Raw genomic sequence first — 25113 nt, forward strand, 5'->3', positions numbered from 1 at the left:
TCCTCAGGTATTTTTGAAATCTGCCAGGGCCGTGCGGAACCGCACGAGGTTTTCGGCTGTGTACGCCGCGTAGTCAAAGTCGATGTCAGATGTCAGTTCGGAAACCATGCTCCACATGGTTTCCCGCAACAAAGAAGCGCATTTCATTGCGCTGTAACGGCGGCGCAGATCAGCCGTCACCGGAGCCTCAAAATAGGTCTGCAGCATCCAGTCTTCCTGTTGTGGAGACAGGCCGTTGTTCGAGGCCAGACCACCCAGATCGAACAGCGGTGAGTTGAACCCGGCATAGTCGAAATCGATCAGCCACAGTCGGCTCCCATCGTCTAGAAAATTGCCGCTCAGCAGGTCATTATGGCCGAACACAATGTCATAGGGCCCGGCCTCCTGTTCGAGGTGATTGCCCGCCTCGACAAGCTCGGGCACCAGTGACAGATGCGAACTTCCTCGGTCTTTCAGCGTTGCGGCATAGTCCCGGATGACATGAAACACCCAGAACACCAGCGATGGGCCGCGTAGATATTTGGGAACATCGCGATGGCAAGATTTCACCAACTCCAGAATACGGGGCAGCATATCGGGCTGGCGCACATCCTCTTCGGTCAACGTGCGGCTTTCGACATAATCCAGAACCGTCAGATCGCCCGCAGCATAAACCACCGCCGGTGAAAGCCCTGCGGCATGTGCTGCCTTGCTTGCCGCTAATTCGTTAAAGCGCATGACCTGATGCAGAGGAATATCTGCGCCCACACGCACGACAAATTTGCCTGCCCTGTCCTGAACCAGATAATTGATGTTGGTGATGCCACCAACCAGAGGCTGGGCTGTGATGTCACCCTGCCAGATGGGCAACGCGCGGATGCGGGTCATCAGATCGGATTGATTCATCTCAACTCTCCAGTCCAAAGCGGATGCGGGCCTGACGTGCACCGGCATTGATCAACCTGTCGGCGATAATTGCAATGAATGCGATGGACAGCCCTGCAACCAGCCCCCGGCCGGTATCTGCCTTGGTCAGGGCAATATAGACCTCCTGACCCAGATCGCGCGTGCCCACCAGGGCGGTTATCACCAGCATGGAGAGGGCCAGCATGATCGTCTGGTTGATACCCAGAAGGATCTCGGGCAGAGCCATTGGCAAACGGATATGGCGCAACAGCTGTCCGGGTGTGCAGCCCGAGACAAGCCCGGCCTCGATCAGATCCTCGCTGACTGATCGCACCCCGTGGGCGGCATAGCGCACCGCCGGGGCCAGCGCGTATAGCACGATGGCGATCAGCGCTGTGAAATCCCCAACGCGGAACAGCATCACCACCGGGATCAGATAGACAAAGCTGGGCAAGGTTTGCAGCGTGTCGATCAGCAGGTTGATCACGGTGCCCGCACGTTTGTTCAATGCCGCCAGAACTCCCATCGGAACCCCGATCAACGTCGCCAGGATCACCGACGCGCCGCACAGATAGACCGTGACCATTGCCTTAGCCCATAGGCCCGACAGCAGGATCAACGACGCCATGCCGCCACACAGCAGTGCCAGCCGCCAGCCCCCCGCATGCCAGCCCAGCAAGGTCAGCATTGCAATTGCCCAAAGCCACGGGATACCCAGCAGAACCTTTTTGATCGGGATCATAAACCAGTTCAGGAAAAAGACTTTGATCGCTTCGAACGTGTCGAAATAGTTCACATTCAGGTATTTGACCGTGTCATCCCAGAAGGCACCAGTGGTGATTGTCTGGCTCTCGGGGTATTCCAGCAATAGGGGCGAGAATTGGCCAAGCACCCAGGTCAGAACCAGCAAGATCAGAACCAGTGTTGTGCGGCGGTGCCTGTGCACCCACGTGCCAGCGGCAGGTTTATGGACCTGACCCATACGCTCGGCAAAGGCCTGGCTCAGCCGGTCTACGGCGATGGCCAGGACAACGATGGCGATGCCAGCCTCGAACCCGGCGCCAATATCAAGCCGACGCAATGCAGCCAGCACGTCAAACCCCAGCCCGCCCGCGCCGATCATCGAGGCGATGATAACCATGTTCAGTGTCAGCATGATAACCTGGTTCACGCCGACCATCAGGCTATGACGGGCCGAAGGCACAAGAATCCTCCACATCAATTGCCGCTTGGTGGAACCCGCCGTGCGGCCAAAATCCAAAATTTCGGGGTCAACGGCTTTCAGCGACAAGGTGGTGATGCGCACCATGGGTGGTGTGGCATAGATGATTGTCGCAACCAGTGCAGAGATTGGGCCAAACCCAAACATGAACAGAATAGGCACAAGGTAGGCAAAGATCGGGATTGTTTGCATCAGGTCGAGGATAGGCGAGATGATGCGTTCGAACACCGGGTGGCGATAGGCCAGAATGCCCAGCATCAACCCGCCACCCGCGCCAATCGGCACCGCAATCAAAACCGATGCCAACGTGACCATGGCGCTGTCCCATTGGCCAAAGATCGCCAGATACAGGAAGCACGCGCCGACAAGTATGGCCAATCCCCAATCGCGGCAATACTGGCCCAATGCAACAACGGCGGTCGTCACTACGATCCAGCTGATTGCGGGCAATAGGACCCGCGCGTCATTCCCCTGACCGCGGACAAACCCGTCCGCCAAGAGGGACAGAACAAGGTTGTAAGGCTGCTCAATGATCCAAGCGATGGCCCGCGTCACATCGGTGAAAGACACCGGCCCGACGGCGGCATCTTCGATCAACCACGCCATCGCCGACGAGATATACGTTTTGAACGGGATCACCCAAGCCGATGGGAACTTTGTCAGCCATCGGGCATCCAGCGTCTTGGACAGGTCGCGCCCGAAATACCCAAGCAGGATCGTAAAGATCACCAGTCCCAGAATGACTGTCTGATTTCGAGTCAGACCGATCATGCGGGATCGCCCTTGCCGAACAGCACACGTGCAACTGCTTTGCGGTCGATTGACCCAACCACTTGCCCTGCCCCGTCTGATACCGGCAGGGGCGCGTCTGCGGCGATGATCTGTTCGGCGACATCAGACACTTTTGTATTCAGCGGGATGGGATCGCCTTCGCCACGCAATTCGCCACTCATCACGCCGCCGACGGTCAGGACCTTGGATCGCGGAATGTGATGGGTGAATTCGGCCACGTAATCTGTGGCAGGGTTCATCACCAATTGTTCGGGGGTGGCGATCTGGATCACTTCACCATCTTTCATGATCGCGATGCGATCAGCGAGGCGGACGGCCTCTTCGAAATCATGGGTGATAAAGACAATTGTCTTATGCAGTCGTTCCTGAAGACGCAGAAACTCATCCTGCATTTCACGTCGGATCAACGGATCAAGTGCGGAAAAGGGCTCATCCAGAAACCAAATGTCCGGCTCAGTGACTAATGAGCGGGCGATGCCCACACGTTGCTGTTGCCCGCCGGACAGTTCGCGCGGGTAATTGTCCTCGCGCCCTTCAAGGCCGACCAGTTCGACAACCTCGCGCGCTTTTGATTCGGCGTCCGGTTTCGGAACGGCCTGTATCGTCAAAGGGAACATAACATTTTGCAGAACAGTCAGATGTGGCAGCAGTGCAAAATGCTGAAATACCATGCCCATCTTGTGGCGTCGGATTTCGATCAGCTCGGCATCGCTGGCGCGCAGCAGATCAATCCCGTCAAACAACACCTCACCACCGGTGGGTTCGATCAGGCGCGACAGGCACCGCACAAGGGTGGATTTGCCAGACCCGGACAGGCCCATGATGACAAAAATCTCACCCTCGGCAATTTCGATATTCGCCTTACGCACTGCGCCTATGACACCGGCCGAGCGGATATCCTGTTCAGTCGGATCAGGGGATCGCTGCAACAAAGACGCAGCGTTGGCACCGTAGAGTTTCCAAACATTACGGCAGGACAATTTCGTCTTCGGAGTCATTTTGCGTTCCGGTCGAAAGGCTGGAAAAGGACCGGGGCGAGAGAGAGGAGGCTGCCCCGGCCATACGGATTACTTCGAGACCCAACCAGACCAGCGATCTTTGTTGGTCTGCATCCAATCCGCAACCACAGTGTCGATTTCGACCCCCTCCAGGTCTGCCTTGCCGACCATGGCGCTCATTTCGTCATTTTCGATGGTGTAGGCTTCGATGATGTCATAAGCGCCGGGCCATTTTTCCTGCAGACCCGACCAGGCCGCTTTCCAAATCGGGCCTCGGGGCTTGCCGCAATCATAGGCCATATTTGGGTTCACGCCGACCGATGGGTCCGAATAGCATTCCGCTGAGAACGGTGGGAATTCGACGAATTCGCCATCGTATTTTGCCGGAGCCCAATGCGGGACATAGACCCAAAGCATGATTGGATCTTCGCGCTGGTACGCAGATTCCAACTCGGCAAACAAGGCGGCATCAGTGCCGGCGTGGACAACTTCGAATTCAAGCTCCAACGCCTCAACACGTTCTTCGTCAAAGCCACCCCAGGTTACGGGGCCACCTACGTAGCGTCCCATCGGATCGGTTTCAGCTGTGGCGAATTCTTCTGCGCAGTCTTTCAGCGCCTCCCAATTCGGCAGGCCGGGGCAGCGGTCTTTCATGTACGAGGGGTACCACCACTCTTCGATCGCCATCAGCCCGGTCTCACCCACATTGACCACATTGCCGGTGGCGGTGGCTTCGTCCAACGCTTCGCGACCAGTGGTTTCCCAGATTTCCATTGCCAGGTGCAGGTCGCCGGTCTTAAGACCCGCAAACTGTGCGATGTAGTCGGCTTGCACATATTCAACGTTGTATCCCGCCTCTTGCAGGATCGAGCCCATGATCTTGGTGTTGATCAATTGGCCCGACCAGTCGTGCAGCGTCAGCTTGATCGGATCGGATGATTCTGCCGCCCAAACTGCGGATATCGATGTCGTTGCTGCGAAGGCGAATGCGCCCAAGGCACTGATTTTTCGTGTCATCTCTTGCTCCCGGTTGTGGCTTTTTGTGAGTATTGTTCTTCTTATTGAAAACAGACTGCGGAAAATTTGCATATCAGTCAATTAAAACCACATAATGTCACAAATTATCACCTAAAAGCCTCAATATTCTGGAGTTTGGCACCGGAAACTAGGCTTTTTGTTGCGTTTCACCACAGCGCTTCTTATCACACCGTGCGGAGGCACCATGACGAGACCAAGAAAAACCACGAACCAGCGTGAGGAAGAGATTCTGCGGGAATTGCAGCGCGCTGGTGGTTCGTGCCGCGTCAGCTATTTGGCAAATCGACTGGATGTTTCGAACGAGACGATCCGCCGGAACATCCGAACGCTTGAGGATGCGCAGGCCGTTCGCAAGGTCCATGGCGGTGTTCATCTTGTTGAATCTGTCACAGAGCAACCTTTTCAAAGCCGAATGGACACGCATGCACAGGAAAAGGCCAGATTGGCCGCTTCCGTCGTTGAGATGATAAGCGATGGAGATTCTGTGTTTCTGGACATCGGATCGACGACGGCATATGTGGCAACTGCACTCAAAGTCAGATCAAATTTGCTGATCGTGACCAACTCGGTTTTTGTCGCGTATACCCTCAGCTCACATAACAGCAATCGAGTCTTTTTGGCGGGCGGCGAGCTGCGTCAGCACGATGGGGGCGCATTTGGCGCCGAGGCGATTGAGCTTGTGCAAAAACTGAATGTTCAGTTTGCGATACTTTCGATCGGCGCAATCAGTGCTGAAATGGGCTTTATGCTGCACGACCTGCAAGAGGCCAACCTGACCAAAATCGCGGCGAAGAACGCCCAGATTCGCATTGCCGTCGCCGATGGTGAAAAGTTCAACAAACGCGCGCCGATTGCGTTGGATAACTCGGTGCAACTGGATGTTCTGGTGACAGATCAAGACCCCCCTGCCGAGATCGCCACAATGCTTCGGGATCGTGACATCGATCTGGTTGTCGCAAACTAAATTCTGGACGCGAGGGTTTTCCACGCATCATATTGCGACAGAAACACCTGACCGTGCAGCTCATCCAGAAAATGCGAGGTCTTAAGCCGATCCATGACCGGCCCTTTGACCTCACTCAGGTGCAGTCCGACACCCATGTCGCGCAGCCGGTGATTGATTGCCTCAAGGCTTTCCAGCGCCGAGTAGTCAACCTCGTTCACCGCCGAAAACATCAGCACGACATTGCGGATCTCACACCCGTCGGTCACACGCGATTGGGTCAGATCCTCAAGGAACCGTGCGTTGACGAAATACAGGCTTTCATCCACCCGCAGCGTCACTAGTTTAGGGTCGGTTTCTACCTTGTGGCGTAGGATGTTGCGGAAATGCTGAGTACCGGGCACCAGTCCAACCTCGGCCACGTGAGGTCGCGACGTTTTGTAGAGGTGCAGCAGGATCGAGGTGGCGACGCCACTGGCCACACCAACCTCGACCCCCATCATAAGAGTCAGCACGATGGTTGCAGCAACAGCGGTGAAATCGGCTCGGGAATACCGCCAGGTCTTTTTTAGGATCGACATATCCACCAGGCTGAGCACGGCCACGATGATCGTTGCGGCTAACGTCGCGTTGGGCAGAAAGTGGACAAGCGGCGTCAGGAACACGGCCGCGAACGCAAGACCAATCGCGGTGTAGGCTCCGGCAGCGGGGGTTTCGGCGCCTGCGTCGAAATTGACAACAGATCGCGCGAATCCGCCCGTGACAGGATAACCACCGCTAAAGGCGGCGCCCAGATTGGCCGCGCCCAACCCGATCAGTTCCTGATCTGGATCGATCCTGTGCCGCTTTTTGGCAGCCAGCGTTTGCGCGACCGAAATGCTTTCGACGAAGCCGATGATCGAGATCAGGATCGCGGGCATCAGCAATGCACTGACCAGATCGGGCGAAAACCCGGGCATTGTCAGCGGTGGCAGACTTTGCGGAACCTCGCCTACAATCTTGACGCCATGGCCTGCCAGCCCCATTGCCCAGACGGCAACTGTTGTTGCAACGACGGCCGCCACAGGGCCGGCCTTGGTCATCACATCCGCTAAAAGGGGTGGGATGTCTAGACGGAGCAGTATTGGCTTTAGGTTCTTACGAACCCAGAACAGGAACCCCGTGGCCAAGACACCAATGATCACCGTAATGCCGTTGACCTGATCAAGATGGCCCAGGATTGAGCCCAGCATTTCGGGCAGAGTATGCCCGTGCGCCTCGACGCCCAGAATGTGCTTAAGCTGGCTGGTTGCGATCAGAATACCGGACGCAGTAATAAACCCGGCGATGACCGGATGGCTGAGGAAGTTGGCCAGAAAACCAAGGCGAAACACACCAAGCAACATCAGAAACCCCCCCGATAGAAAGGCCAGCGTCAGCGCAGCCACCGCGTAACCCGCCGTGCCCTGTTCCGCCACCTGCCCCACTGCTGATGCTGTCAGCAAGGACACGACGGCCACCGGTCCGACCGCCAACGCCCGGCTGGTGCCAAATATCGCGTATAGAATGATCGGCGCGATCGACGCGTAAATCCCCGCTTCGGGCGGCAGCCCGGCCAGCAACGCATAGGCCAGCGATTGCGGGATGAGCATGATCGTGACAATCACTGCCGCAATCAGATCGTTGGACAGCGCTGCCCGATCATACTGACGGCCCCATTCAAGGATGGGGAGGTATCGAAGAAAACTTTGCATCGGATCAACGCCCTGAAACGGCGGCCGTCAGAGCCTTACAGCTCTGACCACCTGACAATGGTTGGACAAAATGAGGATGGGCCCGAATAGATCAGCCGTTCTGGATTTCGGCGCTGTTTTGGCCAGGCGTCGGGCTACTCGGCCGCCACGTTCAAAGGTTCAGGTTTCGCCATCCACTCTTTCCCCTTCAGCATGGCCGACCAATAGATCGGCGGCAGGAGCTTTTCCTTCAAGATCCAGGCCGCCCGTGTCGGCTTGGTCCCGTCGACAAAAAACTTTGGAAAGCTGGGCTTGAGCACACCGCCATAGCCGAACTCGGCCAATACGATCTTGCCGCGCTCGACCGTCAAGGGGCAGGACCCGTAGCCATCATAGGCTGAAACAGGCGAACCGCCATTGATGTCAGCCACGATATTGTCCGCCACGGTTGGGGCCTGCTTGCGCGCAGCGGCGGCCGTTTTGGCATTTGGCGCATTCATAACATCGCCGAGCGACCAGATGTTCTCAAAGCTTTTGTGGCGCAGCGTTGCCTGATCCACATCGACCCACCCCACAGCATCCGCCAGGGGCGAGACGCGGATAAAATCGGGTGCAACCTGCGGCGGGCAAACATGCATCATGTCGAAATCGACGGTGACCTGCTGTGGTTTAGTGTCCGGCGTGCCCACAGTGAATGTCGCCTTTTTTGCGGCACCATCCACGGCGGTCAGGTTGTGGAAAAAGTTCAGCGTCGCGTCGTATTTCTGAACATATTCCATCAAGGCCGGAACGTAGTCTTTGACGCCAAACAAAACGCCGCCCGCATTCATGAACTGAATGTCAACATCCCTCAGAACGCCGCTTCGGAACCAGGCGTCACCGGACAGATACATCGCCTTTTGCGGCGCGCCAGCGCATTTGATGGGCATTGGCGGTTGCGTGAATAGCGCGCGACCTTCTTTCATCTCTTTAACCAATTGCCAGGTATAAGGCGCCAGGTCGTAGCGATAGTTGGACGTCACTCCGTTGCGACCCAGCGTTTCCTCAAGCCCCTCAACCGCACCCCAGTCAAGCTTGAGCCCCGGTGAAACAACCAGACGACCGTATTTCACCACCCGGCAGCCGTCCAGAATGACCGCGTTGTTCTGCGGCTCAAAGGCGGCCACAGCGGCCTTGATCCATTTGACACCGCGCGGGATCAGAGACCCCATGGTCTTTGCTGTCTGTTCCGGTGAAAAAACACCGCCCCCGACCAAGGTCCAGCCGGGCTGGTAATAGTGCACATCCGAAGGATCGATGATGGCGATCGAAAGGTCGGATTTGCGTGCATGCAGGCTGGCCGCTGTCGCGATCCCTCCGGCGCCTCCACCCACGATGACCACATCGAAAGACGCATCGCCAGTATCCGTCGGGGTGCGGCCACCATTTGCGATACGGCGGGCCACGCCGCTCATGTCATAACCAGCGGCTTTTGTTGCGGCCAGGATTTCAGAGACCGGGCGCTTGTGTGCCGCCTCGTTCAGCGACCACAGCGTCGCCGACCGTGTCCCAGTTCGGCAATAGGCCAGAACAGGCCCCGGCAATTCGGTCATCGCGATACCAAACGTTTTGGCATCTTCATCCTTGACCAACCCACTTTGCACCGGGGCATAGCGCGCCTCGATACCGACGCGCTCGGCCGCGGCTTCGATCTCTTCAAACGTGGGTTGATCGGCCCCTTCACCATCGGGTCGGTTGCAGATGATTGCGCGAAACCCAGCCGCTTTGATAACCGCGATATCATCCTGCACGATCTGAGGGGAAACCGAGAGCGTATCAGATATCTTCTTCATCTCCATGCTCGTATCCTCTTCACAGCGCATTCACAGGCACTTTGAGCATCGGGTTTCCGTCCTTGTCGGTCGGAACTTCACCAGCCCGCATGTTCACCTGTAAAGATGGAATGATCAGTTTCGGCATGGCCAGCGTCGCGTCGCGTTCAGTCCGAAACTTGACGAACTCTTCCTTTGTTTTGCCACCGCCTACATGGATATTATGTGTTTTCTCCTCGGCAACTGTAGTTTCCCATCTGATATCGCGCCCGTTGGGGCCGTAATCGTGGCACATGAACAAACGTGTTTCGTCCGGCAGGCTCAGCACTTTCTGGATCGAGTCGTATAGCGTACCGGCGTCGCCTCCCGGAAAGTCCGCCCGCGCCGATCCACCATCAGGCATGAACAACGTGTCCCCGGCGAAGGCTGCATCCCCCATGACATGGACCATGCAGGCGGGGGTATGGCCGGGTGTGTATATGGCAAACGCGCGCATGTTGCCGATCATGTAGGTATCGCCATCCTTGAACAGCGCATCAAATTGGCTGCCGTCACGTTGAAACTCGGTGCCTTCGTTGAATACTTTGCCGAACGTGTTTTGAACGACCATGATCTTGTCGCCGATTCCGATTTTGCCGCCCAGTTGCTGCTGGATATAGGGCGCCGCCGAAAGGTGGTCGGCATGCACATGGGTTTCGATGATCCACTCCAGAACCAGCCCTTGTGCTTTGACCTGACGGATCAGTTCATCCGCGTGATCATAGGTGATGCGACCGGCGGCATAATCAATGTCCATCACACTGTCGACAATGGCGCAAGCATTGGATGTCGGGTCTTTCACGATGTAACTGATTGTATTCGTGGCCTCATCGAAAAACGCCTGAACGTCGGGTTTGACATTCATATCAATGGGGTAGTCAATCATTTCAGTTCTCCTGTTATTGGTCAGGGCGGATCGGTGACCTCGGCCCTGATCCATAATCAATTCGTGCAATGCGCATGGCGGCCTGCCGCGCCCGGTTAAAGGCGCTGGTGCAGCGGCTGCGGCTTGGAGTCTGAGTGCTGGCTGTCGCCTGCTGATCGCTGTTCAGGCGTTGGCTGAGCGGGAAAACAACGGTTGGCCTTGCAGGATACGGGCCAAAGCCAGACCCATGGCGACCGCGCCCAGAAACAACAAGACCTCCCACCGGCCTGTTCCTATTGCTGGAATGGCGGCACCGGGACAGAACCCTGCGATCCCCCAACCGATTCCGAACAGGGCCGACCCACCGATCAGTTTTGTGTCGACAACCTTCGAGGTCGGGATCTGAAACAGGCTTGCAAACAACGGCGCATCGCGGCGCCAGACAAGGCGGTAGCCGACAAAGGTAACCACCAAGGCACCCCCCATCACAAAGGCCAGGCTGGGATCCCAAGTTCCGGCCAGATCGAAGAAGTTAAGCACCTTGGCCGGATTCATCATGCCCGAGATCGCAATCCCGAGGCCGAACACAAGGCCGGTCACAAATACAAAGATCAGTCGCATCCCCTACCCTCCGAACATGTGGCGGATCACAAAGACGGTGATTGCAGCAGTCACCATGAAGGTCGGCACGGCCACAAGCGAGCGCACGGACATGCGCGACAGGCCACATACACCGTGACCGGATGTACATCCGGACCCAAGGCTCGCGCCCAGCCCAACAATCACACCGCCGATGACGATCATCAGGGGACTGATCGGAACGTCAATTGCAGGCATGTTGCCAGTCACTGCATAGATCAGGCCCGGCGCAAGGATCATCCCTGCCGCCAGTACCGCCCGCCAGGAAAACTCGGCCGTGTTTTCAGCAAAGACCAGTCCGGACATGATGCCGGTGGCCCCCATGATGCGCCCAAGGCCCAGCATCAGCAACACGGCCCCAAACCCAATCATCAAGCCGCCGCTCAGAGACGCAAATGGGGTGAATGCGGTTTCCATATCAGCAGGCCTTGCAGGTCTTGATGCCGAGCAGCGAATACAGCGGGCAGATTTTCATGGCCGAGGTCAACAAAACGACGCCTCCGATGACCGCCGCGCCATATTTGTACAGCGGTTCGGCAAACAAAGGCTGGGCACTGAAGAAGGCAAGGTACAGCAGGGCCAGACCCAGCGCGGCGCGCAGCACTCGGTCGATTGCTCCGACATTGGCGGTCATCTCGTTCTCCTATTTATAAAGCTCGTCTGAAAATATAACTTTGAGAACAGATCTTCAGTGACAATGTCACCCAAACTCAGAAATATTCCACGATACCTCAATCGCTTTGCGCCAGCGCACGTAATGCGGGCTTGTCGATCAATGAGATTTGGCCACGCGACTGAGCGACCAAGTCGCGCTTTTGAAAATCATGCAAGACCCGCGACACCACTTCGCGAGCGGTTCCCAACTCGCTGGCAAGCTGCTGATGTGTGGCTAGAATTTCGGCCTTGTCGCTGGCAAGGGACAGAAGACGTTCGGCCAGCCTGACATCGATGCGCCCAAAGGCAACGTCGTCCACGACCCGCAGCAGGTCGATCAGACGACGGGAATAGGCCGCAAACACGAAATTGCGAAACGTGTCCTCTTCGGCAGCCAGCCGGTCGAAGGCGGGTTTTGGCAGCACAATCGCCGTCACGTCTGTTTCAGCGACGCCTTCAGCATTATACGCTTCTTCGGCCAACATGCAGGCGGTGGTCAGAACGCAGCTTTCACCAGCCTCGACCCGGTAAAGCACTATCTCGCGCCCTGATTCCGAGCTTTGCGACACCCGGATTCTGCCTTCGTAGAGGAAAAACAGGCTATCTGGCACGTTATCCGGACCAAAAACCTGGCTACCTTTGGAAAACCGCACGATGCGCGCAGCCGACACAAGGCGATCGCGGACGGACCGCGGCAGCCTGCTTGTGCCTTGAAAACGTTCGGTCCAGTCCGTGATCGTCATCGCGCTTTCCTGATGGGCGCCACTATGCCGCCCTCAATCGGAGCAATGCGCGCCAGCAGTTCCCCTTTGTTCGAAGCGATATCCGCCAGGGTCAGATCATCCAGCACGGCCAAGAATGCATGAGTTGCCTTCTGCATCGCAAGTGACAGCTTGCAAATGCCGATCAATGGGCATGTGTTTTTCTCCGGATTGAAACACTCGACAACATCCAGCGGGCCCTCGGTCAATCTGATGACATCGCCGATGACAATTTCACCCGGTGGCTTGGCCAGCAAAAACCCGCCGCCCCGACCGCGCAAGGTCTTAAGGTATCCGGCGCGCCCAAGCTCGTGCACGATTTTCACTATGTGAGGTCGGGCCAACCCATGGACGCGAACGACATCGTCTACCCGAATACGATCAGGGGCCTTCAGTGCCGCAAGTTGCAAGGATCGCAGCGCATAATTCGAATAAGATGTCAGCTTCATTTTGTCCTCTCGAACAAAACTCTAAAAAGAATATAACTTTTCTACAAGTCCAGTGATTTTGTCACTGAAGACGATGCTGAACCCACCTATGTGGATTGCAAACGACAAGATCGGAAAGGAAGACTCATGTCACGAATTCCTGGTGATGTTGCTCTGATCGTCTCATCTGAAATCTCAACATGCTCCAAGTGGGCGCTGCGGCGCCTGTCCTCTGCGATGGCGGCCATTCGCCTTGTCGAAAAGGAACCGATCTAATGCTTGAAAGTTTTAGTGCAGAGACCCTGGCGCGGGTGCAATTTGCGTTCACAGTCTCGTTCCACATTATCTTCCCGGCGTTTTCAATTGGACTGGCCAGCTATTTGGCAGTGTTGAACGGATTGTGGCTGCGAACGCGGGACGAAACCTATTTGAACTTGTTCAACTACTGGAAAAAAATCTTTGCCATGGCGTTTGGAATGGGCGTCGTCTCGGGCATTGTGATGTCCTATCAGTTCGGCACAAACTGGTCGGTGTTTTCCGACAAAGCCGGGCCGGTTGTTGGGCCGCTCATGGCGTATGAAGTGCTGTCGGCCTTTTTCCTCGAGGCCGGGTTTCTAGGCATTATGCTGTTTGGCCGGGACCGCGTAGGCGACAGGCTGCACATGTTCGCGACAGCCATGGTGGCGGTTGGCACGTTGATGTCGGCCACCTGGATTTTGGCTGTGAACAGTTGGATGCAGACACCTGCTGGCTTTGGTATCGGCGAAAACGGGCAGTTCATTCCGCTGGATTGGTGGGCCATCACATTCAACCCCTCATTCCCTTACAGGTTGATACATATGGTGCTGGCCGCCTTTCTGACTGTCGCCTTTGTGGTCGGCGCTGTCAGTGCGCTGCATTTGCTGCGCGACCGGGCGGATCGAGAATCCCGCCGCGCCTTTTCGATGGCCATGTGGATGGCGGTTGTGGTCACGCCGATGCAGATCATGGCGGGCGATCTTCACGGCCTGAACACGCTGGAACATCAGCCTATCAAAGTTGCCGCGATGGAAGGTCATTTTGACCGGGAAGGTGATCATCAGCCCTTTGCCTTGTTTGGCATCCCAAACGAAAAAGACGGTCGGCTGGATCATGCGATCGAGATTCCGTATCTCGGCTCTCTGATCCTGACCCATACCATTGACGAGCAGATCAAGGGTTTGAACGAGTTCGCCCGGGAAGAGTGGCCACCGGTCGCGATTGTGTTCTTCAGCTTCCGGGTGATGGTCGCGATCGGCTTTGCGATGCTGGGCCTGGGCCTGTGGAGCCTTTGGGCACGCTGGCGCAACGGGTTGTATGACTGGCCATGGTTACATCGCGCAGCGCTTGTGATGGGGCCAAGCGGGTTCGTCGCCGTGCTTGCGGGGTGGATCACGACCGAGGTCGGCCGACAACCTTATACAGTTTATGGCCTGCTGCGCACATCGGACAGTTTGGCCCCTGTGGACGCTCCGGCTGTTGCCACATCACTAGTGGCTTTTGTGGTGGTCTATTTCTTCGTCTTCGGGGCGGGCGTCTTCTACATCCTGCGCATGATGAACCAACGCCCAGCGACTCCGAAGACTGGTCTTCACGACGGGCCAGTCCGCGCCGCAGGTATTACACCTGCAGCACAAGTTGATCCCACTTTCATTCCCGGCGCTCAGCCCAAGGAGAATTGATCATGCCATTCGATCTTGCCTTTATCTGGGCCGGTATTATCGCTTTTGCCGTTCTTACCTATGTGGTGCTTGACGGTTTTGATCTGGGTATCGGCATACTGTTCCCCTTTGGAAAATCCGACCACGACAGAGATCTGATGATGAATTCGGTCGCGCCAGTCTGGGACGGCAATGAGACCTGGCTTGTGATGGGCGGTGGCGGGCTTTTTGCGGTCTTTCCGCTGGCCTATGCCGTCTTGATGCCAGCGCTCTACATCCCGATCACCCTGATGCTGTTAGGCCTGATCTTTCGCGGTGTGTCCTTTGAATACCGCTGGCGTACCAAACGCTGGAAGGGTGTGTGGGACATGGCCTTTTTCGGCGGCTCGGTGCTGGCAGCGTTTTGTCAGGGCGTTGCACTTGGTGCTTTGGTGCAAGGCATCGATATCGCCGACCGCGCCTATGCGGGTGGCTGGTTTGACTGGCTGACGACGTTTTCAATCCTGACCGGGCTGGCTGTTGTCATCGGCTATGCCCTGCTAGGCGCGACATGGCTGGTTCTGAAGACCGAAGGCGACTTGCAGCTCCAAATGCGCGGCTATTCGTGGTGGCTGGGGGCCATGACACTTGCACTGATCGGACTGGTCAGCATCCTGACACCGTTTCAGGACGCGGTCTATTTCCAGCGCTGGTTCAACCTTCCGGGCAGCCTGATTTCGATGGTGGTTCCATTGCTTATGCTGGCCCTAACCTGGACGTTTTTTGCCGGGCTCAATGACCGGAAGGATCTGCAACCCTTCCTGTCGGCGCTTGGTTTCTTCGTACTGAGTTTCATCGGGATTGGAATCAGCTTCTACCCGATGATCATCCCGCCATCGTTGACAATCTGGCAAGCGGCCGCACCGGATGAAAGCCTTGCGTTTGCATTGGTTGGAACCGTGATCCTGATCCCGATTATCCTAGCCTACACGGCCTATGCCTATTGGGTGTTCCGCGGCAAGATGGACCCAAATGAGGGGTACCATTAATGGCCAAGCGGTCTTCGTTGTCCAAGTGGCTTTGGTTTGCCGGGCTTTGGCTGGCCGGGGTCGCTGTCTTGGCAATCGTCGCTTTATCCATCCGTCTGATGATTTAAACGCCGAACAGCCCGGCACTTAGCCCGGACATCCAGTCCCAAAGCGATATAGTTTTCTTGCGATCCAATTGATATTCATTCATATTCGTATAAGAGAATTCAATGGAGGGATGTGATGTCATTTTCGCGCCGCAGGTTTCTGCAGGCCACCACGGTTGCGCCGTTGGTAAGCACCTTTCCAACTCTTTCGAAAGCCGAAGTTTCAATTGGGTCCGCAACCCTTACAACCATAAGCGATGGCTACCTTACATTGCCCGGCAGCTTCCTGTTTGCGCCCATGCCGCAAGACGACCTTGCGCCGATCCTGGCCGAGTATGGTGTGTCGGGCGAAACGCTCCTGCCCGAGTGCAACCTGACCCTTTATCGCGATGGGAAGAATACGGTTCTTTTTGATGTGGGATCCGGCGCGGATTTCATGCCTTCCGCCGGGACGGTGCTGGACAGTCTGGACGCTGTTGGGACGGCACCGGAAGACATCACACATGTCGTGTTCACCCATGCCCATCCCGATCACATCTGGGGCCTTCTGGATGAGTTTGACGAGCCTGTGTTCTACAACGCGACCTATATGATGGGACGAGCCGAGTGGGATTACTGGTGGAACCCGGAAACCGTGTCTGACATCGGTGAGGCCCGCGCTGCCTTTGCCGTGGGTGCCAAGCGTAGAATGGAAGCGATCGAAGACAGCGTTCAACTGTTCGATACCGATCAAGAGATACTGCCAGGGATCGCTTCCGTCGCGACGCCCGGACATACGCCGGGGCACATGTCCTTTGAGATCAGGCAGGGAAATTCAGCCGCGATGATTGCAGGCGATGCGATTGGCAATCACCACGTGGCGTTTCGCAAACCAAGCTGGCTCAGCGGGTCTGATCAGAACGCCGAGCTGGCTGCGACAACCCGGCAGATGCTGTTTGATCGCCTGACGCACGAAGACCTGAGCCTTGTTGGATTTCACCTGCCCAACGGAGGCATTGGTCGCGCCGTTGCAGACGGTGACGGTTATCGGTTTATCGAGGGTTGATCATGCACAAAACTATCTCTCTGATCCTTCTGGCGTCGCCGGCTTTTGCCAGCGAAGATATTGCAGATCAGTATCCGGGATCCCCGCTGTACTCCAAACCGGTCGAAGTCATTCCACATGTATGGTCCGCGATAGGTGCAACTGCCCCGCCAACCTACGACAACAGTGGTCACAACAATAACCTCAGCTTCATTGTGACGGGGGACGGCGTCATCGTGATCAATGGCGGGGCGGCCTATATTCTGGCACGGGCATTGCACGAAGAAATCAAGGCCATCACGGACCAACCCGTGAAACTGGTCATCGACGAGAACGGTCAGGGTCATGCTGTGTTGGGCAATTCGTACTGGGCCGAACAGGGTGTACCGATCCTGGCACATGTCGACGCAGCGCATGAGGTCGAGGAACAGGGAAACCGGTTGCTTGAGCAAATGAAGGGCTACAACCGGGACAAGGCCGAAGGCACGTTCATTGCCGCCCCGACCGAGACGTTCGAAGACAAGAAAACCATCGAAATGGGAGGGTTCCGGATTGACGTGCTGCATCTGGGCCCCGCGCACGGGCCGGGTGATACCCAGGTGTGGCTGCCCGATCAGGGTCTGGTCATTGCCGGGGACATGGCCTTTCACGAGCGTATACTACCCATTTTTGAGGACACAATCGTGCTGGACTGGATCGAAACCTGGGAAACAGCCTTTGAGCCCTTGAATGCCACCTATGTCATTCCGGGGCACGGCCATCCGACCAACATGGATCAGGTCCGCCGATACACGCACGACTATCTTGTCTATCTGCGCGAGAAAGTCGGCGAACATCTGGACAATGGCGGGGATCTGGCCGAGGCCTACTATGTTGACCAAAGCCCCTACGCAAATTTGGATACGTTCGAAGAACTGGCGACCCGCAATGCCGGACGCGTCTACGAGCAGATGGAGTTCGAGTAAGCAGGTGCCACTGGGTGTTTCAGCATTGAATATCCCGAGATTGATGATTTGACTGCCGGTTAGACACGCCACAATTGCGCGAAGTCAAGGACGCTCTCAAACAGCCGATGCATGGTGGTTCAAATGATGACGAACCAGCGGTTTGAATGGAACAACTCATTGATCAGTTCGGTGAACCAAAGCTTCTGATGGCGTCAGGAGCTGGTGTCGGGCTTGTCTTTGGCGCGACCGCCTACCATTCGCGGTTTTGCTTACGGGCTGCGACGGTAGAGGTTGCGCAACTTTCGTTTGGGCCAAAACTGGCGATCTGGCTTGTGGCTTTTGCAGCCGGGCTGGCAATGGTTCAAATCGCAATTCTGTCAGGTCATCTGGATGTGAGCACCGCGCGGCAACTTGCCGGAACCGGCAGCCTGTCTGGCGCCGTAATAGGGGGTCTGTTGTTCGGAATCGGCATGATCCTTGCGCGGGGCTGTGCCAGCCGACTCCTGGTTCTGTCTGCCTCAGGCAACCTTCGGACAATTGTGACAGGCCTTGTTCTGACCTTGACGGCGCAGGCATCGTATCGCGGCGTTCTGGCCCCGGTGCGCGAAAAACTGGCCGGGATCTGGACAGTTTCCGGCGGGTCAGAAAGGTTGCTGCTCGAAACCACGCCTGTTGTCGGGATCGCTTGTGGGCTGGCCTTGCTGGGAGCCCTAGCATTTGGCATGTCGCAGAACCTGCGAAAATCAGAACTGCTCTCAGCAGCGCTTGTGGGCACGGCGGTTTTTGCGGGCTGGTTCCTGACTTACCGGGTCGCTGCGGTTTCCTTCGAGGTGGTTCCCGTTCAATCCATCACCTTCACAGGACCGTCCGCCGACACCCTGATGGCATTGGTCAATGAACGCGTGCAGCCCATGAGTTTCGGACTGGGGCTGGTTCCCGGCGTCTTTATGGGTGCCCTGAGCGTCGCGCTTGTCACCGGTGAGGCCAAGATCCAACGGTTCGAGGCCGACACACCGATGGAGAAATACCTGGCCGGAGGTGTTCTGATGGGGTTTGGCAGCATGCTGGCAGGCGGATGCGCCGTTGGGGCCGGTATGTCGGGCGGCGCCATTCTTGCACTGACGGCATGGGTTGCCGTCTTTTGCATGTGGATCGGTGCGACTGGAACCCATGTCCTGATGACCTGGGGACGCGACGCCAGATCGGTCAATTCGTAGTCCGATCTAACTGGTTATTGCGCTGCCAAAGGTTGCCGGGCCAACTGGCACTGGGACCAAAGGTCTTCAAGTGCGGTGACCAATCGATCAATGTCCTGCTGCGTGTGAACAGGGGACGGCGTGATCCTCAGACGCTCGGTACCTTTCGGCACAGTCGGGTAATTGATGGGCTGTATGTAGATGCCGTAGTCCTTCAGCAGCGTGTCCGAGATGAACTTGCACTTGATCGGGTCGCCCACCATCACGGGAATGATATGGCTGGGGTTGTCGATATGGGGCAAACCAATCGCATCCAGCTTGGCCCGCACTTCGGTCACCCGCTCTTGTTGCATCGCGCGTTCCTGATCGCTGTCCTTCAGATGCCGGATCGAGGCCGCCGCCCCGGCCGCAATGGCGGGTGGCAGCGCGGTGGTAAATATGAATCCACTGGCGAATGAACGCACAAAGTCACAAACCTCGGCCGAGGCTGCGATGTAACCGCCCATGACGCCAAAGGCCTTGCCCAAGGTGCCTTCAATGACCGTTAGCCGATCCATAAGACCTTCGCGTTCGGCAATACCGCCACCCCTTGGACCATAAAGACCAACGGCGTGGACCTCATCAAGATAGGTCATCGCATCGTAGCGCTCGGCCAGATCGCAGATCTCTTTGATCGGGGCGACGTCTCCGTCCATCGAGTAGACGCTTTCAAACGCGATCAGTTTCGGCTGGTCAATCGGCAGTGCGGCCAGCTTCGATTCCAGATCGGACAAATCGTTGTGTTTCCAGATCACCTTTTGAGCGCGGGAATGACGAATCCCTTCGATCATCGACGCGTGATTCAGCGCGTCAGACAGGACGACACAGCCCGGAATGCTTGAGGCCAGAGTACCCAGGGCGGCCCAGTTGGACACATATCCCGAGGTGAACAAAAGCGCGGCTTCCTTGCCATGAAGATCAGCCAGCTCATCTTCGAGCAACACGTGATCATGCGTGGTGCCGGAGATGTTGCGCGTTCCTCCTGCCCCGGCTCCGGTGCGATCCAGCGCGTCATGCATGGCTTGCAGCACCTTGGGGGATTGTCCCATGCCCAGATAGTCGTTCGAACACCATATAGTGACCTCGCCCGGCCCATTGTGACAGGTCGCGCTGGGGAATTGCCCCCTGTGGCGTTCAAGCTCGGCAAACTCGCGATAATTGCCTTCATCACGCAAGCGCGTCAGTTTGGATCGGAAGAAGCCTTGGTAGTTCATTAGTTCCCCGCTGCCTCAGCAACAATGTCAGTGAGAAGGGCTTGCACTTTCTGCATCGGCCCATCTGGGTATGATCGATACCCTACCATGACCTGGCCTTCCCGATCTGTGACAAAGATACCATAAGGACAAAACTCGATATTCATCGGGTCCGCTTCCATCACCTCGCGCGAGATGACGGCCGAGCAGAACAGGAATATATCGGCATCGTCGAAAATCGTCACTTCGCTGCCCACATCCTGACCTGTGCGGTTCAGCATGTCACCAACATGGCTGACGGAATCGATCACCAGCCCTTTGCCGACAATCGCGCTTTCGACGGCAAAGGTTGCGTCATCGAAGCTGCCATCAAATGGCACCAGTATTGGCTCGGCGGCGGCTGCACCAGCGGTCAGGGCAAGTGCCAAGAGTGTCGTCTTCATATTGCAGCTCCTTCTTCGTTCAGCGCCGTCAGATCTGCGGCCGGGGCCTTTAAACGTTATCCGGAGAGTTCAAAGAGACGCCCTTGATGCCTGATGCGCAAAAAGGACGTCCAATCGCCTCAACCGAACATGTCGGCGGTAATTCCTGAATACCAACCCTCAGATTCTTCGTAGGTGGCTTTACGCAAATCAGCACTTTCGCCTGTTTGGGAAATGAACCCATCCACCTTGGCGATCTTTTCGGGTGTCGCCTCGTAAGTAGCGCCAACTTTGACGCCATCATTGGTTTCGATGAGGGACCAGCAGGTGTTCGAGAACTTGGCCGGGAACACTTTGGATCCGGTCAACGCACCACGCACGGCATTGGCGCACACCTTGGCCTGGCTGTTGGCCGAGAACCCCGATTTGGGCATGTCCCCTTGTTGCGAGGCATCCCCCAGCACATAGATGTCGGGATCGGCCTTGGTGGACATGTCCGCCGCGTTGACCGGAGCCCAGTTGCCATCGGTCACACCCGCAATCTCGGCAATACGACCGGCTTTCATGGCCGGGATAACATTGCAGACATCAACCTTGGTTTCTTCACCATCAATCGTCACAGTCATTGCAGCCGGGTCCACACTGACATTGCCGCCACCGAAATCCTCACCGATCCAGTCGATCATCCCTTCGTAATGGTTCGCCCAACCTTCCTGGAACAGCGCCATTTTCGAGAATTTTGGCTTGGGGTCCGCAACGATGATTTTGGCAGTCGGGTTATTGGCTTTCAAATAATGCGCGACCATCGAGACCCTCTCATACGGGCCGGGCGGGCAACGATACGGGTTTGTCGGGGCCACCATTGCAAATGTGCCGCCTTCGGGCATCGCCATCAGTTGCGCTTTCAGCAGTTCGGTTTGTGATCCGGCCTTATACGCGTGGGGCATCGCATTTTGTGCCGAGATGTCCCAACCGGGGACGGCCATGTCGACGAAATCAATACCGGGGCTGATAATCAGCTTGTCGTATTTCACGCTGCCACCACCGGCAAGCGATACTGTCTTGGCATCTCGGTCGACGCCTACGGCCCAGTCATGCACGACATTTACACCACCGGCTGCAAGGCCGCCATATGAATGGCCGATATCCTCGATCTCTTTGAAGCCTCCAAGATAGAGGTTTGAAAAGAAGCAGGTGTAATAGGTCCGCGTCGGCTCGATAAGTGTTACGTCGATCTCGCCTTTGCTGTCTTTGGCGATATAGCGGGCTGCGGTCGCACCACCTGCACCCCCTCCGACAACGACGACGCGTGGTTTGGCATGGCCATCCGCCAAAACCATTGGCGCTGCCACGGCGGCCGTCGCCACGGCGGTTTTGCCCAGAAAAATCCTCCTGTTCATCTTCATTGCAGTCTCCTCCCTGTTTTGCCTCAGTTTTCGAGGCTGTTGAAATACGCCGCCAAGGCGGCGATTTCTTCATCGTTGAGCCGTCCTGCTATCATTTGCATGACAGGATGGTTGCGTTGCTTGGTCTTGTAGGCATGCATGGCGACAACAAATTCGTCTTCCGGCCATAGTACGATTGATGGGATGCCCGCATCCCCTCCGTCCGCCTGATGGCAGGTTGTGCATTCACTGCTCAGATACGCTCCATATTCGGGATCGCCCTGAATTGTCAAAATGGCCTGATCGATGTCATGATCGGTTGCCGTTGCAGTAGGGTCCGCTTCGGGAATGTTTGCGGGGTCATCCGAAAACAACCGCAGATACGCGATGACATTGTGCCGGTCTTCAGGGTTTTTTAGCCCACGAAAGCTCATCCGCGTTCCAGACGCGTAAGACCGTGGGTTTTCCAAGAACGCATCCAGGGTTTCAGCATGCCATTCCAGCCCACTGGATCCAGCGCGCTGAATGCTTTTGGAATAGGTAAACTCTTTCAACCCGGCGGCGGGGCGGCCGAACAAGCCGTTCAGATGCGGTCCAATACGGTTCCGCGCGCCTTCGCCGACCTGATGGCAGCCTTTGCATTTTGCGAAAACCTTCTCTCCAGCCTCGGGATCCCCGAGCGTATTCGCCGCCGCGACCGTAGAAACCGTCATGGCGAGAACTGAGAAATAAAGTCGCAAAAATGGCACCATCTACTATTCACCGATTGATTTGAGATACGCTGTTATTGCGGCCCGGTCTTGCTCTTTCTTCAACCCGGCAAAGCTCATCTTGGTGCCTTTCATATAGGCCTTTGGCTTTGCCAGGAATTCGTCCAGCGTAACCTCGTCCCAAACACGGCCTTCGTCATGTGCCGCTTTGAAGACAGACGAGTAACTGAACCCATCAACAGCACCGAATTCCCGTCCGATCAAAGCGTTCAACTGCGGGCCCACCTTGTTGGTGGCCCCTTCCCCGACAGCATGGCAGGCCTTGCACTTCTTGTAGACTTTTTTGCCCGCCGCGACCAATTCAGGGTCTATTCCGGCGATGCTGGCAGTGCCATCTACGGAAACTGCGGGTGTTTCGGTGTCAGCGGATGACGTCGAGGTCGCAGTGAACGTCGGCGTATCGGACGTGGTTGCGTCATTCATCACCGACTCTCCGCCCTCTTCCGGCGTTACGTCCAGGAACGTGGCCCGCATGGTGATTTCCACGCTGTCTTTGCAGTTCTCCATACAGGGCTCGACGGACCATTCGGCGTATTCCAGATCAGGCCGATCATCGATGACAAAGCCGTCCTTATTGTACATCTCGAACGCTGAGAAATTGTCCTGGGTCAACTCGAACTCATCATCCACCAAATCGTTGGAGTACAGAATATATGCAACGATTGCATAGGTTTCGTCAGCGCTTAGCGTTCCGGCCTCGCCAAAAGGCATCGAGCGGTTCACGTAGTCCCAGACCGTAGACAAATGCGGCCAGTACGAGCCGACGGTTTTAACCGGATCCTTGTCGGCCAACGTGTCAAAACCGCCAGCAAGAACCGGCCAATTGTCGACGCCTTCGGCAAAATCTCCGTGGCAGGAGGCGCATTTATCGGCAAAGACCTCTTCCCCCGTGAACACATCGCCTGAACCTTCCGGCAGACCACGCCCATCCGGAAGAACATCTACATCCCATGCAGCGATCTCTGCGGGCAGAGCTTCACGTCCAACCCCAAGTTTCCCGTCATGTGCGGGCGCCTGTTCTGAAACGCCCATACTGGCAGGGGCCGGGCTGCTATTGGCCTGCACCTCCTGCAATTGCGTTTCCAGTTCGGCAACCCGCGCCGCATTTTCGTCCGCCAATGCCCGCGCTGCGGCCTCATGGGTCTCGACCTGCGACAGCCGTGTCTTCAGCGTGTCAATCTGGCCGTCGCCATACCCGCGATTTGCAACCGCCACAGCGAGGCTGGAAACCAGCGCGATGCCACCAAATACAGGAAGATAGATACTACTAAGAGACTTCGACACTCTCGGCGATCCCTTCTCCATTCACGTACCAGGTCTGGATACAATTGTTATGATAGACAGAGTTTTCGCCGCGCTTTTCACGCAGCTGTTCCTTGGTCGGTTGGACATATCCGGTTTCATCCATCGCCCGGCTTTGCAGCAGCATCGGCGCGCCGTCCCAGTCCGTATCCAGATAGAACCGAGTCAGGGCCTTTGTGTCACCCTGTTTCCCCAGCCGCGCCGTGTCCCAGGTAATGCCTCCGTCTTTGGAGACGTCGACCCTGGTGATCTGACCGTGGCCGGACCATGCAAGACCGGAAATGATCAACGGGCCTTGGCCATGTTTGATCGGCATCTGAGGGCTGGGAGAGGTAATGACCGATTTCGCGTCCATGACCCAAGTCCATTTCCGCGCAACTCCGTTTTCATACACATCCGTGTATTTCGACGTTTCTTCGCGGCTTTCCACGGCTGCATCCGTCACCTCAACCCGACGGAGCCATTTGACCCACATGTTGCCTTCCCAGCCGGGCACGACCAGACGCACAGGATAGCCATGCTCCATCCGCAGCGCCTCGCCGTTGGCCTTGAACGCGACCAAAACGTCATCCAGCGCTTTTTCCATTGGGATCGACCGGCCGTTGGACGACGCATCCGCGCCTTCGACATAGACCCATTTGTCCGCAAAGTCCCCGGCCGCATCCAAACCGGCCTCTTGCAGCAACAGGCGCAGCGGCACACCGGTATACTCCATGTTGTGAATCATGCCATGGGTGAATTGCACACCATTCAGCTGTGCACCTGCCCATTCCATGCCGGTATTGGCGGCGCATTCACAGAAATAGACATGGTTTTCGCGCGGGAACCGCTGAAGATCGTCATAGGTGAAGACCAGCGGCTGATCGACCAACCCGTTGATCATCAGGCGATAGTCACCTTTGCTCAGTTCGATCGCGCCGGAATGGTGCCGTTCGAATGCGCATCCCTGAGGCGTAATCGTCCCGTCAAGCGCATGAATCGGCGTGAAGTTGATCGATGATATCGGCGAAGCCGTCAACCATTCCACGTTCCGACGTACCACATCGCTTTCGAAGTGAATCGGAAGGCCATAGGGCGTTTCGTCAACGCCTGCGCCGGTGTACGAGGCCCAGTCCTGCAGCTCGGTGATCAACGGGTCAGCGGATTGGGCGGCAACCGAGCCAGCAACCGAGCCGGCCGCGATCGCGGCGCCGCCTCTCAGGAAGGCTCGGCGGGACGGCTTGAACATCTCATCCATGTCTCAAGTCTCCAGTTT

Annotated in this window: 26 protein-coding genes; 8 read left to right on the forward strand and 18 right to left on the reverse strand. The window is 56.6% G+C overall.

All coding sequences use genetic code 11. The features are described from left to right. Positions 1-3: 3 nt before the first annotated feature. From ACR0BU_RS09875 to ACR0BU_RS09890, 4 genes are all read right to left on the reverse strand, one after another. Positions 4-885, reverse strand: coding sequence for a phosphotransferase (locus ACR0BU_RS09875; protein WP_480737082.1), 882 nt, complete (start codon positions 883-885; stop codon positions 4-6). 1 nt (position 886) lies between these two features. Next, positions 887-2878: an ABC transporter permease gene (locus tag ACR0BU_RS09880; protein ID WP_480737083.1), complete on the reverse strand. Its 1992-nt coding sequence runs from the start codon at positions 2876-2878 to the stop codon at positions 887-889. Beyond that, on the reverse strand, positions 2875-3897 hold the full coding sequence (locus ACR0BU_RS09885) for a quaternary amine ABC transporter ATP-binding protein (protein ID WP_480737085.1): 1023 nt from the start codon (positions 3895-3897) through the stop codon (positions 2875-2877). Before ACR0BU_RS09885 ends, ACR0BU_RS09880 begins: the two co-directional genes overlap by 4 nt. Before the next feature lie 69 nt (positions 3898-3966). Continuing rightward, entirely contained in the window at positions 3967-4914 is a 948-nt protein-coding gene (locus ACR0BU_RS09890; RefSeq protein WP_298934430.1) for an ABC transporter substrate-binding protein, read from the reverse strand. Positions 4915-5119: 205 nt separating this feature from the next. Here ACR0BU_RS09890 and ACR0BU_RS09895 point away from each other — a divergent pair, with 205 nt between their 5' ends. Further along, complete coding sequence (locus ACR0BU_RS09895; RefSeq protein ID WP_298934427.1) at positions 5120-5899, forward strand: DeoR/GlpR family DNA-binding transcription regulator; 780 nt, start codon at positions 5120-5122, stop codon at positions 5897-5899. Here ACR0BU_RS09895 and ACR0BU_RS09900 read toward each other — a convergent pair. The 8 genes from ACR0BU_RS09900 to ACR0BU_RS09935 form a co-directional block, all read right to left on the reverse strand. Then, positions 5896-7611 carry a SulP family inorganic anion transporter gene (locus ACR0BU_RS09900; protein ID WP_480737088.1) on the reverse strand — a complete coding sequence of 572 codons (1716 nt, stop codon included), beginning with the start codon at positions 7609-7611 and terminating at the stop codon, positions 5896-5898. The genes ACR0BU_RS09895 and ACR0BU_RS09900 overlap by 4 nt on opposite strands. A 134-nt stretch (positions 7612-7745) precedes the next feature. Further along, positions 7746-9428 (reverse strand): bifunctional protein tyrosine phosphatase family protein/NAD(P)/FAD-dependent oxidoreductase, encoded by a 1683-nt coding sequence (locus ACR0BU_RS09905; RefSeq protein WP_480737090.1) that lies wholly within the window; start codon positions 9426-9428, stop codon positions 7746-7748. A 13-nt stretch (positions 9429-9441) separates the two neighbouring features. Further along, the gene (locus ACR0BU_RS09910) at positions 9442-10326 is read right to left on the reverse strand and encodes an MBL fold metallo-hydrolase (RefSeq protein ID WP_480737091.1); all 885 of its coding nucleotides are present in this window, start codon (positions 10324-10326) and stop codon (positions 9442-9444) included. 162 nt (positions 10327-10488) lie between these two features. After that, positions 10489-10926, reverse strand: coding sequence for a DUF6691 family protein (locus ACR0BU_RS09915; protein ID WP_480737093.1), 438 nt, complete (start codon positions 10924-10926; stop codon positions 10489-10491). A gap of 3 nt (positions 10927-10929) precedes the next feature. After that, positions 10930-11361 (reverse strand): YeeE/YedE family protein, encoded by a 432-nt coding sequence (locus ACR0BU_RS09920; RefSeq protein WP_299079099.1) that lies wholly within the window; start codon positions 11359-11361, stop codon positions 10930-10932. Position 11362: 1 nt separating this feature from the next. Beyond that, positions 11363-11578: a YgaP family membrane protein gene (locus ACR0BU_RS09925; RefSeq protein ID WP_298934414.1), complete on the reverse strand. Its 216-nt coding sequence runs from the start codon at positions 11576-11578 to the stop codon at positions 11363-11365. Positions 11579-11675: 97 nt separating this feature from the next. After that, on the reverse strand, positions 11676-12341 hold the full coding sequence (locus ACR0BU_RS09930) for a Crp/Fnr family transcriptional regulator (RefSeq protein WP_480737095.1): 666 nt from the start codon (positions 12339-12341) through the stop codon (positions 11676-11678). Continuing rightward, positions 12338-12808, reverse strand: coding sequence for an Rrf2 family transcriptional regulator (locus tag ACR0BU_RS09935; protein WP_480737096.1), 471 nt, complete (start codon positions 12806-12808; stop codon positions 12338-12340). Before ACR0BU_RS09935 ends, ACR0BU_RS09930 begins: the two co-directional genes overlap by 4 nt. A 126-nt stretch (positions 12809-12934) precedes the next feature. On the opposite strand from ACR0BU_RS09935, the gene ACR0BU_RS09940 reads away from it, so the two are divergent. The 7 genes from ACR0BU_RS09940 (at position 12935) to ACR0BU_RS09970 (ending at position 18768) form a co-directional block, all read left to right on the forward strand. Continuing rightward, on the forward strand, positions 12935-13063 hold the full coding sequence (locus tag ACR0BU_RS09940; protein ID WP_299079108.1) for a hypothetical protein: 129 nt from the start codon (positions 12935-12937) through the stop codon (positions 13061-13063). After that, on the forward strand, positions 13063-14487 hold the full coding sequence (locus tag ACR0BU_RS09945; RefSeq protein WP_480737097.1) for a cytochrome ubiquinol oxidase subunit I: 1425 nt from the start codon (positions 13063-13065) through the stop codon (positions 14485-14487). The genes ACR0BU_RS09940 and ACR0BU_RS09945 overlap by 1 nt, the downstream gene beginning before the upstream one ends. A 2-nt stretch (positions 14488-14489) precedes the next feature. After that, positions 14490-15494: a cytochrome d ubiquinol oxidase subunit II gene (gene cydB, locus ACR0BU_RS09950; RefSeq protein WP_480737098.1), complete on the forward strand. Its 1005-nt coding sequence runs from the start codon at positions 14490-14492 to the stop codon at positions 15492-15494. Further along, positions 15494-15601 (forward strand): DUF2474 domain-containing protein, encoded by a 108-nt coding sequence (locus ACR0BU_RS09955; RefSeq protein ID WP_480737099.1) that lies wholly within the window; start codon positions 15494-15496, stop codon positions 15599-15601. The genes cydB and ACR0BU_RS09955 overlap by 1 nt, the downstream gene beginning before the upstream one ends. Positions 15602-15716: 115 nt before the next feature. Then, positions 15717-16625 (forward strand): MBL fold metallo-hydrolase, encoded by a 909-nt coding sequence (locus ACR0BU_RS09960; RefSeq protein WP_480737100.1) that lies wholly within the window; start codon positions 15717-15719, stop codon positions 16623-16625. Between the two features lie 2 nt (positions 16626-16627). Continuing rightward, positions 16628-17569 carry an MBL fold metallo-hydrolase gene (locus ACR0BU_RS09965; protein WP_480737101.1) on the forward strand — a complete coding sequence of 314 codons (942 nt, stop codon included), beginning with the start codon at positions 16628-16630 and terminating at the stop codon, positions 17567-17569. Positions 17570-17715: 146 nt separating this feature from the next. Next, complete coding sequence (locus ACR0BU_RS09970; RefSeq protein ID WP_480737103.1) at positions 17716-18768, forward strand: YeeE/YedE family protein; 1053 nt, start codon at positions 17716-17718, stop codon at positions 18766-18768. A 14-nt stretch (positions 18769-18782) separates the two neighbouring features. On the opposite strand, the gene hemA is transcribed toward ACR0BU_RS09970, so the two are convergent. From hemA to soxC, 6 genes are all read right to left on the reverse strand, one after another. Further along, complete coding sequence (gene hemA / locus ACR0BU_RS09975; RefSeq protein ID WP_480737105.1) at positions 18783-20000, reverse strand: 5-aminolevulinate synthase; 1218 nt, start codon at positions 19998-20000, stop codon at positions 18783-18785. Continuing rightward, positions 20000-20422, reverse strand: coding sequence for a DUF302 domain-containing protein (locus tag ACR0BU_RS09980; RefSeq protein ID WP_480737107.1), 423 nt, complete (start codon positions 20420-20422; stop codon positions 20000-20002). Before ACR0BU_RS09980 ends, hemA begins: the two co-directional genes overlap by 1 nt. A gap of 119 nt (positions 20423-20541) precedes the next feature. Beyond that, complete coding sequence (locus ACR0BU_RS09985; protein WP_480737109.1) at positions 20542-21807, reverse strand: FCSD flavin-binding domain-containing protein; 1266 nt, start codon at positions 21805-21807, stop codon at positions 20542-20544. A 23-nt stretch (positions 21808-21830) separates the two neighbouring features. Next, on the reverse strand, positions 21831-22499 hold the full coding sequence (locus tag ACR0BU_RS09990; protein WP_480737111.1) for a c-type cytochrome: 669 nt from the start codon (positions 22497-22499) through the stop codon (positions 21831-21833). Between the two features lie 42 nt (positions 22500-22541). After that, positions 22542-23840, reverse strand: a complete 1299-nt coding sequence (locus ACR0BU_RS09995) for a c-type cytochrome (RefSeq protein WP_480737112.1) — start codon at positions 23838-23840, stop codon at positions 22542-22544. After that, a complete protein-coding gene (soxC, locus tag ACR0BU_RS10000; RefSeq protein WP_480737114.1) occupies positions 23824-25095 on the reverse strand; it encodes a sulfite dehydrogenase in 1272 nt (423 codons plus the stop codon). The genes ACR0BU_RS09995 and soxC overlap by 17 nt, the downstream gene beginning before the upstream one ends. Positions 25096-25113 lie beyond the last annotated feature (18 nt).

The sequence above is a fragment of the Ruegeria sp. CK2 genome, from assembly GCF_056536585.1.

Excerpts from the sequence above, each read along its gene's own strand:
- ACR0BU_RS09875 (WP_480737082.1), bottom strand. The coding sequence starts at position 885 with ATGAATCAATCCGATCTGATGACCCGCATCCGCGCGTTGCCCATCTGG.
- ACR0BU_RS09880 (WP_480737083.1), bottom strand. The coding sequence starts at position 2,878 with ATGATCGGTCTGACTCGAAATCAGACAGTCATTCTGGGACTGGTGATC.
- ACR0BU_RS09885 (WP_480737085.1), bottom strand. The coding sequence starts at position 3,897 with ATGACTCCGAAGACGAAATTGTCCTGCCGTAATGTTTGGAAACTCTAC.
- ACR0BU_RS09890 (WP_298934430.1), bottom strand. The coding sequence starts at position 4,914 with ATGACACGAAAAATCAGTGCCTTGGGCGCATTCGCCTTCGCAGCAACG.
- ACR0BU_RS09895 (WP_298934427.1), top strand. The coding sequence starts at position 5,120 with ATGACGAGACCAAGAAAAACCACGAACCAGCGTGAGGAAGAGATTCTG.
- ACR0BU_RS09900 (WP_480737088.1), bottom strand. The coding sequence starts at position 7,611 with ATGCAAAGTTTTCTTCGATACCTCCCCATCCTTGAATGGGGCCGTCAG.
- ACR0BU_RS09905 (WP_480737090.1), bottom strand. The coding sequence starts at position 9,428 with ATGGAGATGAAGAAGATATCTGATACGCTCTCGGTTTCCCCTCAGATC.
- ACR0BU_RS09910 (WP_480737091.1), bottom strand. The coding sequence starts at position 10,326 with ATGATTGACTACCCCATTGATATGAATGTCAAACCCGACGTTCAGGCG.
- ACR0BU_RS09915 (WP_480737093.1), bottom strand. The coding sequence starts at position 10,926 with ATGCGACTGATCTTTGTATTTGTGACCGGCCTTGTGTTCGGCCTCGGG.
- ACR0BU_RS09920 (WP_299079099.1), bottom strand. The coding sequence starts at position 11,361 with ATGGAAACCGCATTCACCCCATTTGCGTCTCTGAGCGGCGGCTTGATG.
- ACR0BU_RS09925 (WP_298934414.1), bottom strand. The coding sequence starts at position 11,578 with ATGACCGCCAATGTCGGAGCAATCGACCGAGTGCTGCGCGCCGCGCTG.
- ACR0BU_RS09930 (WP_480737095.1), bottom strand. The coding sequence starts at position 12,341 with ATGACGATCACGGACTGGACCGAACGTTTTCAAGGCACAAGCAGGCTG.
- ACR0BU_RS09935 (WP_480737096.1), bottom strand. The coding sequence starts at position 12,808 with ATGAAGCTGACATCTTATTCGAATTATGCGCTGCGATCCTTGCAACTT.
- ACR0BU_RS09940 (WP_299079108.1), top strand. The coding sequence starts at position 12,935 with ATGTCACGAATTCCTGGTGATGTTGCTCTGATCGTCTCATCTGAAATC.
- ACR0BU_RS09945 (WP_480737097.1), top strand. The coding sequence starts at position 13,063 with ATGCTTGAAAGTTTTAGTGCAGAGACCCTGGCGCGGGTGCAATTTGCG.
- cydB (WP_480737098.1), top strand. The coding sequence starts at position 14,490 with ATGCCATTCGATCTTGCCTTTATCTGGGCCGGTATTATCGCTTTTGCC.
- ACR0BU_RS09955 (WP_480737099.1), top strand. The coding sequence starts at position 15,494 with ATGGCCAAGCGGTCTTCGTTGTCCAAGTGGCTTTGGTTTGCCGGGCTT.
- ACR0BU_RS09960 (WP_480737100.1), top strand. The coding sequence starts at position 15,717 with ATGTCATTTTCGCGCCGCAGGTTTCTGCAGGCCACCACGGTTGCGCCG.
- ACR0BU_RS09965 (WP_480737101.1), top strand. The coding sequence starts at position 16,628 with ATGCACAAAACTATCTCTCTGATCCTTCTGGCGTCGCCGGCTTTTGCC.
- ACR0BU_RS09970 (WP_480737103.1), top strand. The coding sequence starts at position 17,716 with ATGGAACAACTCATTGATCAGTTCGGTGAACCAAAGCTTCTGATGGCG.
- hemA (WP_480737105.1), bottom strand. The coding sequence starts at position 20,000 with ATGAACTACCAAGGCTTCTTCCGATCCAAACTGACGCGCTTGCGTGAT.
- ACR0BU_RS09980 (WP_480737107.1), bottom strand. The coding sequence starts at position 20,422 with ATGAAGACGACACTCTTGGCACTTGCCCTGACCGCTGGTGCAGCCGCC.
- ACR0BU_RS09985 (WP_480737109.1), bottom strand. The coding sequence starts at position 21,807 with ATGAAGATGAACAGGAGGATTTTTCTGGGCAAAACCGCCGTGGCGACG.
- ACR0BU_RS09990 (WP_480737111.1), bottom strand. The coding sequence starts at position 22,499 with ATGACGGTTTCTACGGTCGCGGCGGCGAATACGCTCGGGGATCCCGAG.
- soxC (WP_480737114.1), bottom strand. The coding sequence starts at position 25,095 with ATGGATGAGATGTTCAAGCCGTCCCGCCGAGCCTTCCTGAGAGGCGGC.